General features: G+C 72.6%; 11 protein-coding genes. 9 read left to right on the forward strand and 2 right to left on the reverse strand.

Features of this window, described 5'->3' with window-relative positions:
• The 8 genes from ACFWEP_RS14265 to ACFWEP_RS14300 form a co-directional block, all read left to right on the forward strand.
• A partial coding sequence (locus ACFWEP_RS14265) for an amino acid adenylation domain-containing protein (RefSeq protein ID WP_387369897.1) occupies positions 1 to 10,576 on the forward strand: 10,576 nt, incomplete at its 5' end.
• Positions 10,577 to 10,579: 3 nt separating this feature from the next.
• Positions 10,580 to 10,795 (forward strand): MbtH family protein, encoded by a 216-nt coding sequence (locus ACFWEP_RS14270; RefSeq protein WP_387369899.1) that lies wholly within the window; start codon positions 10,580 to 10,582, stop codon positions 10,793 to 10,795.
• Positions 10,796 to 10,803: 8 nt separating this feature from the next.
• Positions 10,804 to 12,117 carry a cytochrome P450 gene (locus tag ACFWEP_RS14275; protein ID WP_387369901.1) on the forward strand — a complete coding sequence of 438 codons (1,314 nt, stop codon included), beginning with the start codon at positions 10,804 to 10,806 and terminating at the stop codon, positions 12,115 to 12,117.
• A 26-nt stretch (positions 12,118 to 12,143) separates the two neighbouring features.
• The gene (locus tag ACFWEP_RS14280) at positions 12,144 to 12,905 is read left to right on the forward strand and encodes an SRPBCC domain-containing protein (RefSeq protein ID WP_387369903.1); all 762 of its coding nucleotides are present in this window, start codon (positions 12,144 to 12,146) and stop codon (positions 12,903 to 12,905) included.
• Positions 12,905 to 13,105, forward strand: a complete 201-nt coding sequence (locus tag ACFWEP_RS14285) for a hypothetical protein (protein WP_387369905.1) — start codon at positions 12,905 to 12,907, stop codon at positions 13,103 to 13,105. The genes ACFWEP_RS14280 and ACFWEP_RS14285 overlap by 1 nt, the downstream gene beginning before the upstream one ends.
• Before the next feature lie 458 nt (positions 13,106 to 13,563).
• Positions 13,564 to 14,379 carry a hypothetical protein gene (locus ACFWEP_RS14290; RefSeq protein ID WP_387369907.1) on the forward strand — a complete coding sequence of 272 codons (816 nt, stop codon included), beginning with the start codon at positions 13,564 to 13,566 and terminating at the stop codon, positions 14,377 to 14,379.
• Positions 14,380 to 14,780: 401 nt separating this feature from the next.
• The gene (locus tag ACFWEP_RS14295; protein ID WP_387369909.1) at positions 14,781 to 15,047 is read left to right on the forward strand and encodes a hypothetical protein; all 267 of its coding nucleotides are present in this window, start codon (positions 14,781 to 14,783) and stop codon (positions 15,045 to 15,047) included.
• A gap of 64 nt (positions 15,048 to 15,111) precedes the next feature.
• Entirely contained in the window at positions 15,112 to 15,891 is a 780-nt protein-coding gene (locus ACFWEP_RS14300; protein ID WP_387369911.1) for an ABC transporter permease, read from the forward strand.
• A gap of 15 nt (positions 15,892 to 15,906) precedes the next feature.
• Here the strand turns inward: ACFWEP_RS14300 and ACFWEP_RS14305 are convergent, their stop codons facing one another.
• Together ACFWEP_RS14305 and ACFWEP_RS14310 are read right to left on the reverse strand one after the other, a co-directional pair.
• The gene (locus tag ACFWEP_RS14305; RefSeq protein WP_387369913.1) at positions 15,907 to 16,116 is read right to left on the reverse strand and encodes a hypothetical protein; all 210 of its coding nucleotides are present in this window, start codon (positions 16,114 to 16,116) and stop codon (positions 15,907 to 15,909) included.
• 135 nt (positions 16,117 to 16,251) lie between these two features.
• Positions 16,252 to 16,884 (reverse strand): TetR/AcrR family transcriptional regulator, encoded by a 633-nt coding sequence (locus ACFWEP_RS14310; RefSeq protein ID WP_387369915.1) that lies wholly within the window; start codon positions 16,882 to 16,884, stop codon positions 16,252 to 16,254.
• A gap of 170 nt (positions 16,885 to 17,054) precedes the next feature.
• Here ACFWEP_RS14310 and ACFWEP_RS14315 point away from each other — a divergent pair, with 170 nt between their 5' ends.
• Positions 17,055 to 18,017 (forward strand): zinc-binding dehydrogenase, encoded by a 963-nt coding sequence (locus ACFWEP_RS14315; protein ID WP_387369917.1) that lies wholly within the window; start codon positions 17,055 to 17,057, stop codon positions 18,015 to 18,017.
• Positions 18,018 to 18,040: the final 23 nt, after the last annotated feature.

Consider the following 18,040-nt stretch of genomic DNA (forward strand, 5'->3'; position numbering starts at 1 on the left):
GGACATCGCGATCGGGAGTCCGATCGCGGGTCGTACGGACGAGGCGTTGGACGATCTGGTCGGGTTCTTCGTGAACACGTTGGTGTTGCGTACGGACACGAGTGGTGATCCGAGTTTCGCGGAGTTGCTGGGCCGGGTGCGGGAGTCGGCGTTGTCGGGTTACGCGCACCAGGACGTGCCGTTCGAGCACCTGGTGGAGGCGTTGAACCCGTCCCGCTCCCTCTCCCACCACCCCCTCTTCCAGACCGGGCTGGTCGTGCAGAACGCGCCGGGCGGCGACTTCGAACTGCCGGGCCTGAAGGTCTCCGGAATGGCCGTGCTCACCGGGACCGCGCGGCTCGACCTGACCTTCGGTTTCGCGGAAGAGCACGGGCCCGACGGCGCACCCGCCGGGCTCGGCGGCGCCATCGAATACAGCACCGACCTGTTCGACCGCCCGACGGTCGAGCTCCTGGCCGCCAGGTGGACCAGGCTGCTGGCCGCGGTCGCCGCCGCGCCCGACCGGCCGATCGGCGGGATCGACCTGCTCACCGCCGGCGAACGCCGCGAACTGCTGCCCGCCGCCGAGGACATGGCGCCCCGGGGAAGCTTCCCCGAACTCTTCGCGGCGCAGGTGGCGTCCACGCCGGACGCGGTCGCGCTGGTCTGCGGTCCTGAGGAGTTGACGTACCGTCAGCTCGATGTGCGGGCGAACCGGTTCGCGCATGCGCTGATCGGGCGGGGGGTCGGTCCGGAGCAGGTCGTGGCGGTGTCTCTGCCTCGGTCGGTGGAGTCGGTGGTGGCGGTTCTCGGCGTGCTGAAGGCGGGGGCCGCGTATCTGCCGGTCGATCCGGGGTATCCGCGGTCGCGAATCGACTTCATGCTGGCGGATGCCGGTCCGGTGGTGGTGGTCGACGATCCCGCGACGGTGACCGACACCGACGGGCTGCCGGAGGCCGATCCGGGGATCGCGCTGGACGTCCGGCATCCGGCCTACGTGATCTACACCTCGGGTTCGACCGGCCTCCCCAAGGGCGTCGTCGTGAGCCACGCCGGCGTCTTCGGCCTGGTGGCGGCGCAGGCGGAGCGGCTCGGCGTGAAGCCGGGCAGCCGGGTGCTCCAGTTCGCTTCGCCGAGCTTCGACGCGTCCTTCTGGGACCTCTGCAGCGCGACTCTCACCGGCGCCACCCTCGTGCTGGCCCCGGCCGAGGCCCCGCTGGAAGCCCTGACGGACCAGCGGCTCGCCGTCACCCACGTGACGCTTCCGCCCTCGGCGCTCGCGGCAGTGGACACCGCCGCGCTCACGGCCACCACCCTGGTGGTCGCGGGTGAGGCGTGCCCGCCGGAGCTGGTGGCGCGCTGGGCGCCCGGACGCCGGATGATCAACGCGTACGGCCCGACCGAGACGACCGTGTGCGCGGCCATGAGCGACCCGCTCTCCCCGGCACCCGGCGTGCCGCCGATCGGGCGACCGGTGGCGGGCTTCCGGGTGTACGTACTGGACGAGCGGCTGCGCCTCGTACCGCCGGGCGTGGAAGGCGAGTTGTACGTCGCCGGACCGGGTTTGGCGCGCGGTTACCTGAACCGGCCAGGTCTGACGGCAGGGCGGTTCACCGCCTGCCCGTTCGGACCGGCGGGTACGCGGATGTACCGCACCGGCGACCTGGTACGGCATCGGACCGACGGCGCGCTGGAGTACGTCGGCCGCGCCGACCAGCAGGTGAAGGTCCGCGGCTTCCGCGTCGAGCCCGGCGAGGTCGAGGCCGCGTTGGCCGAGCACCCCGCCGTTGCCCAGGCGGCCGTCGTCGCCCGGGACGACCGGCTCGTGGGCTACGTGGTGACCCGCGCCCGTCCGGCGGTCCGTCCCGCGGAGCTCGCCGCGCACCTGCGCGAGCGGTTGCCGGACTACCTGGTGCCGTCCGTCTTCGTGGTGATGGACGCGCTGCCGTCCACGCCGAACGGGAAGCTGGACAGGGCGGCGCTGCCCGCACCCGAAGCCACTCCCGAGGGCGGCGGGCGGATGCCCCGCACGCCCCAGGAGCAGATCCTCGCCGGGCTGTTCGCCGAGGTGCTGGACGTGCCGAAGGTCTCGGTCGACGACGACTTCTTCGCCCTGGGCGGGCACTCCCTGCTCGCCACCCGGCTGGTCGCCAGGGTGCGTTCGGTGCTCGGCGTGGAGCTCGGGCTGCGCGCGCTCTTCCAGACGCCCACCGTGGCCGGTCTGGCCGAGACGCTGACCGGGACGGGCCAGGCGCGCCCGGCGCTGACCGCCTACGAGCGGCCCGCGACCGTGCCGCTCTCCTTCGCCCAGCGTCGGCTCTGGTTCCTGCACCGCATGGACGCCACCGCCGCGACCTACCACATCCCTCTGGCCCTGCGGCTGACCGGAACACTCGACCGTGGTGCGCTGGACCAGGCGCTCGCGGACGTGGTGGCCCGGCACGAGAGCCTGCGGACGGTGTTCCCCGAAGCCGGCGGCGTACCGTGCCAGCGCGTACTGGACTCCGCCGTGGTCCGCCTGCCCGTCCTGTCGGCCCAGGTGACACAGGCCGAACTGGCCGAGCGCCTCGCCGAGTCGGCCCGCCAGCCCTTCGACCTGGCGACGGAGCCGCCGCTGCGGGCGGAGCTGTTCGCCGTCGCCCCGGACGAGCACGTGCTGCTGCTGGTCATGCACCACATCGCCGCCGACGGCTGGTCCACCGGACCGCTCGCCCGCGACCTGGCCGAGGCCTACGCGGCCCGCTGCGAGGGCGGGACGGTGAACAGGCCCGCCCTGCAGGTCAGTTACGCCGACTACACGCTGTGGCAGCGCGAGCTGCTCGGCGACGCCGCCGACCCGCGGAGCCGGTTCGCCGAGCAGCTCGACTACTGGAAGCGGCAGCTGTCCGACCTGCCGGAGCTGCTCCAGCTGCCCACCGACCGTCCGCGCCCGGCCGTCGCCGGCCGGCGCGGCGACCACATCGGCCTGGAGCTGGACTCCGAACTGCACGTGAAGCTCGTGGAGCTGTCCCGGAGCACCGGGACGAGTCTGTTCATGGTGCTGCAGGCGGCGTTGGCTGCTCTGTATACGCGGTTGGGTGCGGGGGAGGACATCGCGATCGGGAGTCCGATCGCGGGTCGTACGGACGAGGCGTTGGACGATCTGGTCGGGTTCTTCGTGAACACGTTGGTGTTGCGTACGGATACGAGTGGTGATCCGAGTTTCGCGGAGTTGCTGGGCCGGGTGCGGGAGACGGCGTTGTCGGGTTACGCGCATCAGGACGTGCCGTTCGAGCACCTGGTGGAGGCGCTGAACCCGTCCCGCTCCCTCTCCCACCACCCCCTCTTCCAGACCATCCTGGCCGTACAGAACGCCCCCATGGGACGGTTCTCGCTGCCCGGTCTGGACGTCGCCACTTACGCGGTCGCGACCAGGACCGCCAAGTTCGACCTCGGGGTCAGCATGGTCGAACAGTTCGGTCCGGACGGAAGCCCGGCCGGAATCCTCGGCGCGGTCGAGTACGCCACCGACCTGTTCGACCGGTCGACGGTCGGCTCCCTGGTCCGGCGCTGGACGCTCCTGCTGAAGGCCGTCACCGCCGACCCGGAGCAGGCCATCGGAGGGATCGACCTCCTCGGCGCCGGCGAGCGGCACCGACTGCTGGAACAGGACAACGCGACCGCCCGGGACGTGGACACCGTCCCGCTGCCGCAGGCCCTCGCGGCGCAGGTGGCGAGGACGCCGGACGCGGTCGCACTGGTCTGCGGCGATGAAGAGCTGACGTACCGGCAACTCGATGTGCGGGCGAACCGGTTCGCGCATGCGCTGATCGGGCGGGGAGTTTCCCCGGAGCAGGTCGTGGCGGTGGCTCTGCCCCGGTCGGTGGAGTCGGTGGTGGCGGTTCTCGGCGTGCTGAAGTCCGGGGCCGCGTACCTGCCGGTCGATCCGGGATATCCGCGGTCGCGGATCTCCTACATGCTGGCGGACGCCCGCCCGGCGGTGGTGGTCGACGACTCGGCCATGGTGGCCGGGGGTGACGGGCCGGAGACCGATCCGGGGGTCGCGCTCGACGTCCGGCATCCGGCCTACGTGATCTACACCTCGGGCTCGACCGGCCGCCCCAAGGGCGTCGTCGTGAGCCACGCCGGTGTGGCGAGCCTGGTCGCCGGACAGATCGAGCGCTTCGGACTCGAACCCGGCAGCCGGGTGCTCCAGTTCGCCTCGCCCAGCTTCGACGCGTCGGTCTCCGAGATCTTCACCGCCCTGCTGTGCGGAGCGGCCCTGGTGCTGCCCCCCGCGGCCGAGCCGCTCGCCGCGCTGACCGATCCGGGCCTCGGCATCACCCACGTGACCGTGCCCCCCTCCGTCCTGGCCGCCGTGCCGGACGGCGGGATCACCGCGTCCACGCTGGTGGTGGCGGGGGAGGCGTGTCCGCCGGAGCTGGTGGCGCGCTGGGCGCCCGGACGCCGGATGATCAACGCGTACGGCCCGACCGAGACGACCGTGTGCGCGACCATGAGCGACCCGCTCTCCCCGGCACCCGGCGTGCCGCCGATCGGCCGGCCGATCGCCAACGCCCGGGTGTACGTGCTGGACGACCGGCTGCGGCCGGTGCCGACGGGCGTCACCGGGGAGCTGTACGTCGCGGGTGCGGGCCTCGCACGGGGCTACCTGAACCGGCCCGGCCTGACGGCCGGACGGTTCACCGCCTGCCCGTTCGTACCGGGTGAGCGCATGTACCGCACCGGCGACCTGGTGCGCCGCCGGGGCGACGGCCAGCTGGAGTACGTCGGCCGCGCCGACGACCAGGTGAAGGTCCGCGGCTTCCGTGTCGAGCCCGGCGAGGTCGAGGCCGCGCTGGCCGAGCACCCCGCCGTCGCCCGGGCCGCCGTCGTGGCCCAGGACGACCGGCTCGTCGGCTACGTCGTCCCGCGCCAGGACGTGGCCCGGGACGACGGGCTGGAAGCGGACCACGTCGGCGAGTGGCAGGACATCTACGACGCCCTGCCCATCGCCCCCGAGGAAGCGGCCTTCGGCCACAACTTCGTCGGCTGGAACAGTAGTTACGACTCCGGCCCGATCCCCGACGAACAGATGCGCGAGTGGCGGGACGCCACCGTGGCCCGCATCCTGGCCCTGCGTCCGCGCCGGGTGCTGGAAGTCGGAGTCGGTACCGGTCTGTTGCTCTCGCAGGTCGCGCCCCACTGCGAGAGCTACTGGGCAACCGACTTCTCCGCCACCGCGATCGACGCCCTGACCGCCCAAGTGGCGGGCGAGGAAGGGCTGGCCGGGCGCGTGGTGCTCCAGACCCGTCCGGCGCACGACACCGAAGGGCTGCCGGCCGGGGAGTTCGACACCATCGTGATCAACTCGGTGGTGCAGTACTTCCCGTCCGCCGACTACCTCGCCGACGTGATCGGAAAACTGATGGGGCTGCTCGCCCCCGGCGGCGCGCTCTTCATCGGTGACGTCCGCAACCTGCGGCTGCTGCGCCCGCTGGCCACCGCCGTCGCTCTGCACCGGACCGGCAGCGGCACCGCACCCGAGGCTGTGCGCCGCGCGGTGGAGCAGGCCGTCAGGGTGGAGAAGGAACTCCTGATCGACCCGGACTTTTTCACCGGTCTGCGGACCCGTTCCACGGACATCGGCGCGGTGGCCGTGGAGATCAAGCGCGGCCGGCACCACAACGAACTCTCCCGGTACCGCTACGACGTGACGCTGCACGCCTCACCGGCCGCCCCGCAGGCCCCGGGCCGGTCAGTCGAGCTGGCGTGGGGGCGGCAGATCGCCGCCCCGGACGAGCTGCGCGAACTGCTCGCTCAGCGGTCCGCCCCCGATCTGCTTCGGATCACCGGGGTGCCGAACCGCCGCGTGGTGCGGGAAGCCGCCCTGGCCAGGGCTGTGCAGGACGGGGACGTGCCGCCCCAGGAGCTGATGGGACGGCTGCGCGCGGCCGGGGAATCCTCCGAGGAGAACGGCCTCCCCGATCCGGAGGAGTTCCACGCCCTCGGGCGGGAGCTCGGCCGCGTGGTCGCGGTCACCTGGTCGGCGAACGAGGCCGACGCCCTCGACGTCGTCTTCGCCGACCCGCGCACGCTCCACGGCTTCCCGGTCGAGGCGTACCGGCCGGCCGGGGACACCGGCAGGGCGCTGTCGTCGCTGACCAACCGCCCGACCGGCGGCCGGGGGACCGGCGCCCTCCTCGGCGAACTCCGCGACTGGCTGCGCGGGCGGCTGCCCGACTACCTGGTCCCGTCGGCGTTCGTGGCGCTGGACGCGCTGCCGCTGACGGGCAGTGGCAAGCTCGACCGTCGCGCACTGCCCGCCCCCGACCTCGGCGCCGCCGTGGCCGGACGGGCGCCGCGCACCCCGCAGGAACAACTCCTCGCCGAACTCTTCGCCGAGGTCCTCGGGCTGGCACAGGTCGGGGTCGAGGACAGCTTCTTCGACCTCGGCGGGCACTCGCTGCTGGCGACCCGCCTGGCCTCCAGGGTCCGCACGACCCTCGGAGCCGAGCTGGAGGTCCGGACCCTCTTCGAGACCCCGACCGTCGCCGCGCTGGCGGCCCGGCTGGACGGCTCCGGGGCGGCGCGGCCCGCGCTGACCACCCGCCCCCGCCCCGAGCGGGTCGAGCTCTCCTTCGCCCAGCGCCGCCTGTGGTTCCTGCACCGGATGGACGGGCCGAGCGCCACCTACAACATGCCGCTCGCCCTGAGTCTGACCGGCGACCTCGACCGCTCCGCCCTGCACGCCGCGCTCGCGGACGTGATCGGCCGGCACGAGAGCTTGCGGACGGTCTTCCGTGAGATTGACGGCGTGCCGTACCAGGTCGTGCTGAGCACCGAGCGGGCGCACCCGGCGCTCCCGGTGACCGGGATCGAGGAGAGCGGGCTGGCCGAGGCCCTGGCGAAGGGGGCACGGCACGGATTCGACCTCGCCGAGGACCTGCCGGTCCGGGCCGAGCTGTACGCGCTCGCCCCCGACCGGCACGTACTCCTCGTCGTGGTGCACCACATCGCCGCGGACGGCTGGTCGATGGGACCGCTCTCCGCCGACCTGGCGACGGCCTACGCGGCGCGCTGCCGGGGCGAGGAACCCCGGTGGTCCGCGCTGCCGGTGCAGTACGCCGACTACACCCATTGGCAGCGCGACCTGCTCGGCGACGCCGCCGACCCGGACAGCCTGTTCGCCCGCCAACTCGCCTACTGGAAGGAGGAGCTGGCAGGAATCCCGCAGCAGGTGCAGCTGCCCGCCGACCGGCCCCGGCCGCCGGTGGCCTCCCAGCGGGGCGACCGGGTCGTGGTCCGGCTGGACCCCGAGCTGCACCAGGCACTGCGCGACCTCGCCACGGCACGCGGCGCCAGCATGTTCATGGTGCTGCAAGCCGGTCTCGCCGCCCTGCTCACCCGGCTCGGCGCCGGTACGGACATCCCGGTCGGCAGCCCGATCGCCGGCCGGACCGACCAGGCGCTCGACGAGCTCGTCGGATTCTTCGTCAACACCCTGGTGCTGCGCACCGACACCGCGGGAGACCCCGGCTTCGCCGACCTGCTCGGCCGGGTACGGCAGAAGGCGCTCGCCGCGTACGACCACCAGGACGTGCCGTTCGAGTACCTGGTCGAGGTGGCCAATCCGGTGCGGTCGCTCGCCCACCACCCGCTGTTCCAGGTGATGCTGGCCCTGCAGAACGCGCCGCTCGGCGAGTTCGCGCTGCCAGGACTGGACACCGGACACGTGGCGGCCCCGACCGGGACCGCACGCGTCGACCTGACGTTCAGCCTGGCCGAGCGGTTCCGCCCGGACGGCGGCGCCGACGGACTGGTCGGCGCGGTGGAGTACGCCACCGACCTCTTCGACGCGTCCACCGTGGAGTTGCTGTTCGAGCGCTGGGCCCGCCTGCTGCGCGCGGCGGTCGCCGACCCGGACCGCCCGATCAGCCGGATCGACCTCATGTCCGACGAGGAACGTCACCGGCTGCTGTACATGGTCAACGACACGGCAGCCGAGCTGCCCTCGGCTTCGGTGCCGGAGCTCTTCGCCCGCCAGGTGCGGGCCACCCCGGACGCGGTGGCGGTCGTGGCGGGCGGCACCGAGCTGACGTACGCGGAACTCGGCCTTCGGGCCGACCACCTGGCGAGGGCGCTCATCAGCCAGGGCGTGCGGCCCGAGACGCCCGTCGCGGTCCTGCTGGACCGCTCGGCGGAGCTGGTCGTGGCGATCCTGGCGATCATCAAGGCCGGCGGCGCCTACGTACCGCTGGACTCGCGCTTCCCCTCCTCCCGGATCGACCTGATCCTGCGGGAGAGCGGAGCGAGCGTCGTCCTCACCGAGGAGGTGCTCACCGCCCTGGTGCAGTCCGCGGGAGACGGTCCGGGCGGAGTCGAGGTGCCGTGCCGGGAGGACCAGGCGGCGTACATCATGTACACCTCCGGCTCGACCGGGCGGCCGAAGGGCGTGGCCGTCACCCACCGGGACGTGGTGGGTCTCGCGCTGAGCCCGGAGTGGCGCGGTGGCGGACACGAGCGGGTGCTGATGCACTCCCCGACCGCCTTCGACCTCTCGACCTACGAACTGTGGGTCCCGCTGCTGAACGGCGGCCGGATCGTGGTCGCGCCGCCCGAGCGGATCGACCTCGACCTGCTGCACCACACCATCACCACGCACGGGGTGACCGGTCTGTGGCTGACCGCCGGGCTGTTCCGCCTGGTAGCCGAGGAACGTCCGGGCCTGCTGGCCGGGGTGCGCGAGGTGTGGACCGGCGGCGACGTGGTCTCCCCGGCAGCCGCCGCCCGGGTCCTCGCGGCCTGCCCGGGCATCGAGGTGGTCAACGGCTACGGCCCCACCGAGGCCACCACCCTGGCCACCTGCCACCGGGTACGCGCACTCCCCGAAAACGCCGCGACCGTGCCGATCGGCGCGCCGATGGCGAACATGCGCACCTACGTGCTCGACGACCGGCTTCGGCCGGTGCCGACCGGCATGGTCGGTGAGCTGTACCTCGCGGGGACGGGCGTGGCCCGTGGCTACTTCGGCCGGCCCGGCCTCACGGCGGAGTGCTTCACCGCCGACCCGTACGGCCCACCCGGAAGTCGTATGTACCGCACCGGCGACCTCGCCTGGTGGCTCCCCGACGGCACGCTGGAGTTCGCCGGACGCGTCGACCACCAGGTCAAGCTGCGCGGACTGCGGATCGAGCCCGGAGAGATCGAGGCGGTCCTGGCGAGCTGCGCGGGCGTCGCCCAGGCGGCCGTCGTCGCCCGCGAGGACCGGCCGGGGGACAAACGGCTGGTCGCCTACCTGGTGGCCGCGCCGGAAGGCGTGCCCGAGAGTGCCGCCCTGGCCGGCCGACTGCGCCGGGAACTCCCCGACTACATGGTGCCGGCGGCGTTCGTCACCGTGGAGGCGCTGCCGCTGACCGCCAACGGCAAGCTCGACCGGGCCGTCCTGCCCGCCCCCGACTACGGGGCGCCAGCCGCCGGGCGCGGACCGCGGACCCCGCAGGAGCAACTGCTGTGCGGCCTCTTCGCCGAAGTCCTCGGCAGGGACCAGGTCGGCATCGACGAGGGCTTCTTCGACCTGGGCGGCCACTCGCTGCTGGCCGCCCGGCTGGCCTCCCGGATCCGCGAGACCCTCGGCCTGGAACTGGGCCTGCGGCTGCTGTTCGAGGCGCCGACCGTGGCCGGGCTCACCGAACGCCTGGCCATGAACGATCCTGAAGACGCCCTGGACGTCCTGCTCCCCCTGCGCTCGACCGGCACCGAACCGGCGCTCTTCTGCGTCCACCCCGGCGGCGGCATCAGCTGGTCGTACAGCGGGCTGCTGAACCACCTCGGCCCGCAGCACCCGGTCTACGCGCTCCAGGCCCGCGGCCTCGGCCGGCCCGAGCCGCTGCCCACCTCCTACGAGGAGATGGCGGCCGACTACGCCGACCACGTCCAGAAGATCCAGCCCCAGGGCCCTTACCTGCTGCTCGGCTGGTCCGCGGGCGGGCTTATCGCCCATGCGCTGGCCTGCGAACTCCAGGCGCGCGGCGAGCGGACCGCGCTGCTGGCGATCCTCGACGCGTACCCGGTGAAGGACGTGCGGTTCGAGGAGGAGCCGGTACCCACCGTGCGGGACGTACTCGTCGGAGTGCTCGACGTCGACCCGGACGAGCTCGGCGACCGGGACATCACCTACGCCGAGGTCGCCGAGGTGCTGAACCGGCGGGGCAGCGCCCTGGCCGGGCTGAACGAGCGGCAGGTCGAGGTGATCGTCCAGATCATGATCAACAACGCGAAGCTGGCGGTCGACTTCGTGCCCGGCACGTACGACGGGGACCTGCTGCTCTTCAACTCCACGATCGGCCGGGGCGACGACGACGCCGGGCCGAAGGTCTGGCACCCGTACATCGGGGGCCGGATCGAATCGCACGAGATCACCACCCGGCACGACCAGATGACCCAGGCGGGATCACTGGCCCAGATCGGGCCGATCCTGGCTGCCCGGATCGCCGGAGCCACCACCGCTTCCCGAGACGCCGGAGCCACTGCCGCTTCCGGAACCGCGCCGGCCGTCCGCGATGCCGTCACCACCGCGGACGCCGGCGAAACCACCCTTTTCCCACAGGAGGACTGACACATGACCAACCCCTTCGACGACCAGGACGGCACCTTCCTCGTCCTCGTCAACGACGAGAACCAGCACTCGCTCTGGCCTCGGTTCGCGGACGTACCCGAGGGCTGGACCGTGACCCACGGCCCCGACACCCACGCTGCCTGCCTGGCCCACGTCGAGCAGTCCTGGACCGACATGCGGCCCAAGAGCCTCGCCGACGCCATGGACACCCAGGGGTAGTGGCCGACATGACCTCGACCGAAACCGTGGACGGGGCCCGCGACAGTGCGGGCCCCGCCCTGCCCGGCGGCCTCGCCGTATGCCCCGCCCGGCCGCGCGGCCCCCTCGCGGGCCCCGGCGGGCCCGACGACTTGGCCGCGGCCCTGCTCACCCCGGAAGCCCGGCGGGACCCGTACCCGCTGTACGCCCGCATGCGGCGCGACGACCCGGTCCACCGCAGTCCCCAGGGCATCTGGTACCTCACCCGCCACGCCGACGTGGAGGTGGCGCTCGGCGACCTGCGGCTGTCCAACGACCGGGACAGGATGACCAGCGCCTACAGCTCGCTCGGCGGTGACCTCAAAGCCCTCAGCCGGCTCACCGAGCGACTCGGCCGGGTGATGAGCAACACCGACCCGCCGGACCACGCCCGGCTGCGCAAACTGGCCAACAAGGCGTTCACCGCCCGGCGCGTCGAAGCCCTGCGCGACGGCGTGCAGCGGATCGTCGACCGGCTCGTCGACGAGGCGGTCGCGGCCGGTCCGGCCGTGGAACTGATCGAGGCGATCGCCTCGCCCCTGCCGATGTCCGTCGTCTGCGAGCTCTTCGGCATCCCGGACGAGGACCGGCCGCAGGTCAAGAGCTGGTTCAGCCGCTTCGGCCGGCTCAGCGAGGACATCGACAAGTCCGAGGCGGCGATCGACGGTTACGAGGAGTACCTGTCCGGGCTCATCCGGCAGCGCCGGCGTGACCCCGGCGACGACCTGATCAGCGCCCTGGTCGCCACCCAGACCAAGGACGACCGGCTCACCGACTCCGAACTGCTGTCCACCTGCTTCGTCCTGATCACCGCCGGGGACGAGACCACCACCCACCTCATCAGCAACGGCATGCTGGCCCTGCTGCGCAACCCGGACCAATGGGCCAGGCTGTGCGCAAAACCGGGCCTGATCCGCGGGGCGGTGGAGGAACTGGCCCGCTACGACACGGTGACCCAGGCGATCGTCCGGGTGGTCGCGGAGGACCTGGAGATCGGCGGACGGACGCTGCGCGAGGGGGAGCTGGTGTACCTGTTCCTCGGCGCGACCAACCGCGATCCCGAACGCTTCGAGGACCCCGACCGGCTCGACCTGTCGCGTCCCGGCAACCGCCACCTGAGCTTCGGCCACGGCCCGCACTTCTGTCTCGGCGGCCCACTGGCCAAACTCCAGGCGGAGGTGGCCATCGGCACGCTGGCGCGCCGGCTGCCCGCGCTGCGCCTGGCCGACGGGGCGGCGCTGGAGTGGCGGGACAACCCGTTGCAGCGTCGGCTGGCCACCCTTCCGCTCATCCACCGACCATGAACGACCACGAAGGAGCTGTACCGACCATGGCCCGAGAGTTCGAGGTCCGCCGGGAGCAGGACCTGCCCGTCACACCCGAGCAGGTCTGGGACGCGGTGGCCACCGGCGCCGGCAACCTCGGCTGGCTCTATCCGATGGAGATCGAGCCGCGCGTCGGCGGAAAGGCGACCCGGGGAGACGCCACGGTCGTGGCGTGGGAGCCCCCGCACCACTTCGCCGTCCGGGCGACCCAGGACGGCGGGTTCTCCAACACCCTCAGCTACCGGGTCGAACCGGCCGACGGCGGCACGAGCCACCTGCGGATGGGAATCCACTGGGTGCACACGGGCGTCGTCGACGACACCTGGAACTGGGACGCCAAGACGGACGTGGCCGAGAAGTACGTGGACTTCCACCAGCACGCCCTGGCCGAGTACCTCCGGCACTTCGCCGGCCGCCCCGCCGTCTACGTCAGGTCCCAGCACCCCGAACCCACCACTGATCCGGCCGACTTCGCCGCGCTGCGCCGCCGCCTCGGCCTCGCCGACGACGCCGTCGTCGGCGACCGGTTCACCCTCCTCGCCCCCGGCCCCGGCCAGGACCCCGCCGAGGTGGTCGTCGACTGGCTCAGCACCGATTTCGTCGGCCTACGAGGCCCGGACGCCCTGTACCGGTTCTTCAACGGCAGCACCTGGAACGTGCCGATCTGGCTCGGACACCACCTGTTCGCCGAACACACCGACGAGCAGCAGGCCACCAAGGAGTGGACGGCCTGGATCAACGACACCGCCCCCGCTCAGGAGTTGTGATGGAGACCGCCACCCAGAGACTGCTCTTCGCCGCCGAACTCGTCGAGGAGAACGGCACGTACGCCCTCGTCGTCCAGGACGTACGAACGGGCACCGTGCAGACGACCCCGGTCCCCAAAGCCATGGTCGACAAGCTCCCGGCGTTCCTGACGGCGCTCACCGCCAAGTTCAACCCGGTCGCCCAGCGCCGCCGTCGGTAGCCGCGACCGGTCCGTCCACGCGGGAACGACCGTGGTGAGGCGCCTTCCTCGCCACCCGGCGTCCGAGCCCTGTGGCCACGGCAGTTCGTGCGGGCCGGTCACACTTCGCTCGCCGCACGGTCTCCTCCTCGTCCACCCGTCGGCGAGCGACGGTCACGGGCCCCGGACGTGAGTGCTGTCCCTGGACGTCGTTCCCCACGGCGTACGTGCTCGTCGGTCCGAGCAGGACGGGTCCGGTTCGAGCGGTTGGTGCCACCAGCGGATCATGATCACGAAATCTGCTAGATTGCATGCGCCGTGCATGAATGATCTGCCGGTACGCCGACACCCACCACGCCCCTCGCGGGCTGCGCGGGAGTCGGCCCGTCGGCCCTCCGCACCGGTCGCAGCGTGGACCGGGCCACTGCGCGCGGACCACTGCCGCGCGGCCGATGGCGGGCCCCACCCTGGAGAGAGAAATGACGGACGTGACCCACGCCACCCGGATGGTCGGCGCCGGACTGGCCGCGCTCGTGATGGCCGCCGGTGCGGCGGCCTGTTCCTCGGACGGCGGGGACAGCCGGTCCGCGGCGGGGGCCTCCCCGAAGGCCGAGGTGCTCACGGAGAGCGGCTACCGCGGCCTGACGCCAGGCATGAGCAAGGACGCCGCGCTGGCCGGCGGCACCCTGGAGACGACGCCGATCTCGCAGCTCGGCGGCTGCACCGACTTCACCTTCACGGGGTCAGCCGCCGGCGGGTCCTCCCAGGACAGTGCCCGGCTGGCGGCGGAGGCCGCGGCCGAGGCGAAGCTCAAGGACCTCGACGCGAAGGCGGACCAGGCGGCCACAGCCGAGCCGGACCCGCTCCCGACCCTGCCGGCGAACGCCTCCGCGGCGGAGTCCGCGGAGTTTGCCGCGCGTGCGGCGGAGTCGGCCGGGCAAGTGGAGGCCGACACCAAGGTCATCGCGGACGCGGCACAGGCCCAGGCGGACGTCATGAAGCTGCGTGAGGACCTGGACAAGGCGTTCCTGGCCCAGGGCCGGGTCTCCTTCGGCTCCACCGGGCTGCGCGAACTCGCCGTTCCGGCCGCCGCACGGACGGCCGAGGGCATCGGTGCCGGATCCACCCTCGCGGAGCTCAAGCAGGCCTATGACTCCCACGGCCTCGCCCTGGCCGAGGACGGCCGGTACAGCGTGCCCGTCGACGGAAAGCAGGACTGGGCCTACGAGTTCACCACCGACGGGGACGAAGTCAGTGGCCTCGCCCTCATCAACCCTGACATGAAGTGCACCTGACCGAACATCAGTCCGGCGTGGAACCAGCATCGTCGGTCGCGCCGGACCGTGCCTGACCGGGCCCACGGGCTCCTGGCAGGATCGACGGTGTGGATGCTGCCGGGGAGACGCGGGGGCAGTCGGAGCCGGGGGAGCCGGGCTGGGCGGTCAGGGCGGGCAGGGCCTGTCAAGGGCGGTGTCACCGTACGACGGTGTGCCGCGAGGGCGGTCCGGTGCGCCGGCCGGTCGTGGTGGTCGGTCCGGTGGGACGGGTGCACGCGTCCGTCGGCGGGGCGGACCCGACTGCCGCGCGGGGATCCCCCGGACGTGGGGCGCCGAGCCGGGAAGCGCGACGACCGCTCCGGAGCACGGTGAGCGGTCCGCGCACTGCGGTTGTCAGTGGTGGGTGCGATCCTGCCCGTATGGACGAGCTGATGCGGCGTCGGGTGTACGGCGCCGACCATGAGGACCCGGACCCCGGACCACGCCCCGGGCACACCTACCGTGAGCTGGTCGGCGGCCCCCTGGACGGGCTGCTCCTCGACGTGACCGGATGGTCGAGGACGGCACTGGCCGAGGGTGCGGCTCTGATCACGGAGATAGGGGCGTACGGCCCGGGCGGCCGAGCCGAGTACGGCCCCCGCCGGGGGGATCTCCACCGGTGGGACTGGCAGGGCGACACCCCGTAACGCCCCACCGGCCTCCGCCTCGGGCCCTGCTCGGCCGTCCCCGCAGGGCCCATAGGGTGGTCCGGTGACTCTGAGTGCGGCATCTCTCCTCCCGGTCAACCTCACCCTCGGCATCCTGTTGGGTGTGCTCGCGCTGGTGGCGGCGGCCGTGGCGGGACTCTGCCACCTCTCCCCGGACGACCGGACGCACCGGGCCCGGGAGATCCTGATCGCCGGAGTGCGTGCGGCGGTCCAGCTCGCCGCGGTCTCCCTCGTCATCGCCTGGGCGGTCCACGAGGTCCTCGGGCTGCTGACGTTCCTGGTCGTCATGTTCTCGGTCGCGGTGCGCACGGCCGGGCGCCGGATCACCGGCAACCACACCTGGTGGCTCACGTGTGTGCCGATCGCCGCGGGGGTGGTGCCGGTGGTCGCCTCGTTGCTGCTGACCGGACTCGTACCGGTGAAGGGTGTCGCGCTGATCCCGGTCACCGGAATCCTCATCGGCGGGGCACTCACCGTGACCGTCCAGGCCGGGCGGCGGGCGCTGGACGAGCTGGAGCAGCGGCGGGGCGAGGTGGAGGCTGCCATGGCGCTGGGCTTCTCGGACCGGGACGCCCGGGTGGAGGTCGCGAGACCCTCCGCGTCCGACGCGTTGCTGCCCGGTCTCGATCAGACCCGGACCGTGGGAATGGTCACGCTTCCCGGTGCGTTCGTCGGGATGCTGCTGGGGGGCGCGAGTCCACTCATGGCGGGCGCGGTACAGCTCTTCGTCCTGATCGCCCTCATGGCCGTGCAGTCGGTCGCGGTCGCGGTCACCGTCGAGCTCGTCGCCCAGCACCACATCTTCCGGGCCGAGCGGGTGTGACGAGCGCACGCACGGTCAGGCCGCTTCGTACCGGTGGGCCCGCCCGCCCCGCCATTCGACCCACCGGGGGTCGTCGAGCAGCCGCTCGGCATCGACGAGGCCTGCCCGCCGCAGGAACTCGACCACGTCGGAGTCTCCCCTCGCGAGCCCCGCGATCTGCCCCCGGATGGTGACTCGCCGGCCGCCGGTGGGGGAGGGGCGGTGGATGCTGATCGGCGCGCTCATGATTCCAGGGTGCGCCGGTCGTGGGACGGGCGCAGGAGGGCCGTACCCGCCACGGTGATACGCGGGCGGGGCGGTGGGCGCAGCGGGCGTCGAGAGGAACGGGGACCGAGCACATTGTCGAACATTGATTCGATTCTACGCCTCGGGAGGTCGCCCCGTGGTGTCTCCGCCCAGCGGTGGCAGCGGTGCGTGGTGGGGGCAGGCTTCGAACGCCTGGATCGCCAACGCCGCGAAGCGCCGGGAGGCCGCGACCCGGGTGGCGTTCGACGTGGCGTTGAGCCCCTTGTTGGCCATGAGTACGAGGACCAGGTCGTCCAGCACGAAGTCGGACCGCAGGCGTCCTGCCTCTTTGGCCCGTCCGGCGAGTCGGGCGACCGCCCGCACCGTGTACTCACGGCCGGCCGCGACATCCGTCGCCCCCGGGAAGGCCGACAGGAAGGCCTCGGTGAAGCCCCGGTCGCGAGCGTGCAGCTCGCAGATCCTCTCGATCACCAGGCACAGGCCGTGCCACGGATCAGGATCGGCGCACCCCTCGTCGACGATGGCACGGCACGCGTGCAGCTGTTCCGCGAACGCGTCGGCGACCAGTGTCTGCTTGGTGGGGAAGTGCCGGTACAAGGTCGCGGGTCCCACCTCGGCGCGCCGCGCGATTTTCCGCATCGGCACGTCCAGGCCTTCGGTGGAGAACAGCGCTCGGGCCGCGTCGAGGATGCGGTCGCGATTCTCCAGCGCGTCGGAACGCAGGGTGTGAGGCAAAGGGGCGGTCACCGCTCTCACTTTACCTAAACGGACGGGGGCGTCCGTTACCTTCCGACAGGTGAGGCGGGGCGCTGGGGCCCGCCCCGGCGACGGCGGAGAGCCCCCTCTCCGCCGAGCGCCGATCGGTGACCGACAGGGCGTGGGGCCCTGTCGACGCGATCCGGGAAGACGGAGACGACATGAAGGCAATCGCGATCCGGACGTTCGGAGGCCCGGAAGGTCTGGCCGTGATCGATCTGCCGGTACCCGTGCCCGAGGCCGGGCAGGTGCTGATCGCCGCCGAGGCGGTGGGCGTCGCCGGTGCCGACACCCTGATCCGGAGCGGGGCTCTGGCCGCGTACGGGTTCAAAGAGGGCCACATTCCGGGTGGAGAGGTGGCAGGCAGGGTGGTCGCGGTCGGCGAGGGTGTCGACACCTCGTGGACCGGCCGCCGGGTGTGGGGCTTCACCGGCACCGGCGGAGGCTACGCCGAGCAGGCCGTCGTGCCGGCCGACGAGATCCTTCCCCTGCCCGGCGACCTGTCCGCCGTCGACGCGGTGACACTCGGCAGCGCCGGCGTGGTGTCGCACTTCGGGCTCCGCCACGCCCACTTCGCCCCCGGGGAGACGGTCCTGGTGCGCGGCGCGGCCGGCAGTATCGGGATCATGGCAGTGCAGCTCGCCGCTCGCGGGGGTGCTGCCGCGGTGGCGGTGACGACTTCGTCCGCCGAGCGCGGCGAACGCTTGCGCCGCCTCGGCGCGACCCACGTACTGGAGCGCTCCGGCGCTGGAGGGGAAGGCGCTCCGGACGGTTATGACGTCATCATCGACGTCGTGGCCGGTGAGGACATGCCGTCGTTCTTCGACCGGCTCAACCCGAACGGCCGCATGGTCGCCGTGGGCGCCGTCGCGGGCCTGCCGCCCGCCGACTTCGGGACGAAGATCATGGCGGCGTTCCAGAAGTCGATGTCCTTCGCCGCTTTCAGCGCGGCCTTCGTCACCCCGGCCGACCTGCGGGCCGTGCGCGGCGAGCAGTTCGCCGCAGCCGGCCGCGGGGACATCGAGACGGTGGTGCACGAGGTGCTGCCCCTGGAGGGAGCCGTGCTGGCGCACCGGAAGATGGACGCGGGTGAGGTCTTCGGCCGCATCGTGCTGACGCCGTAGTGTCCGTGCTTCCCCCGCGGCCC

The sequence above is a fragment of the Streptomyces sp. NPDC060198 genome, assembly GCF_042728415.1.
Lineage (GTDB): Bacteria > Actinomycetota > Actinomycetes > Streptomycetales > Streptomycetaceae > Streptomyces.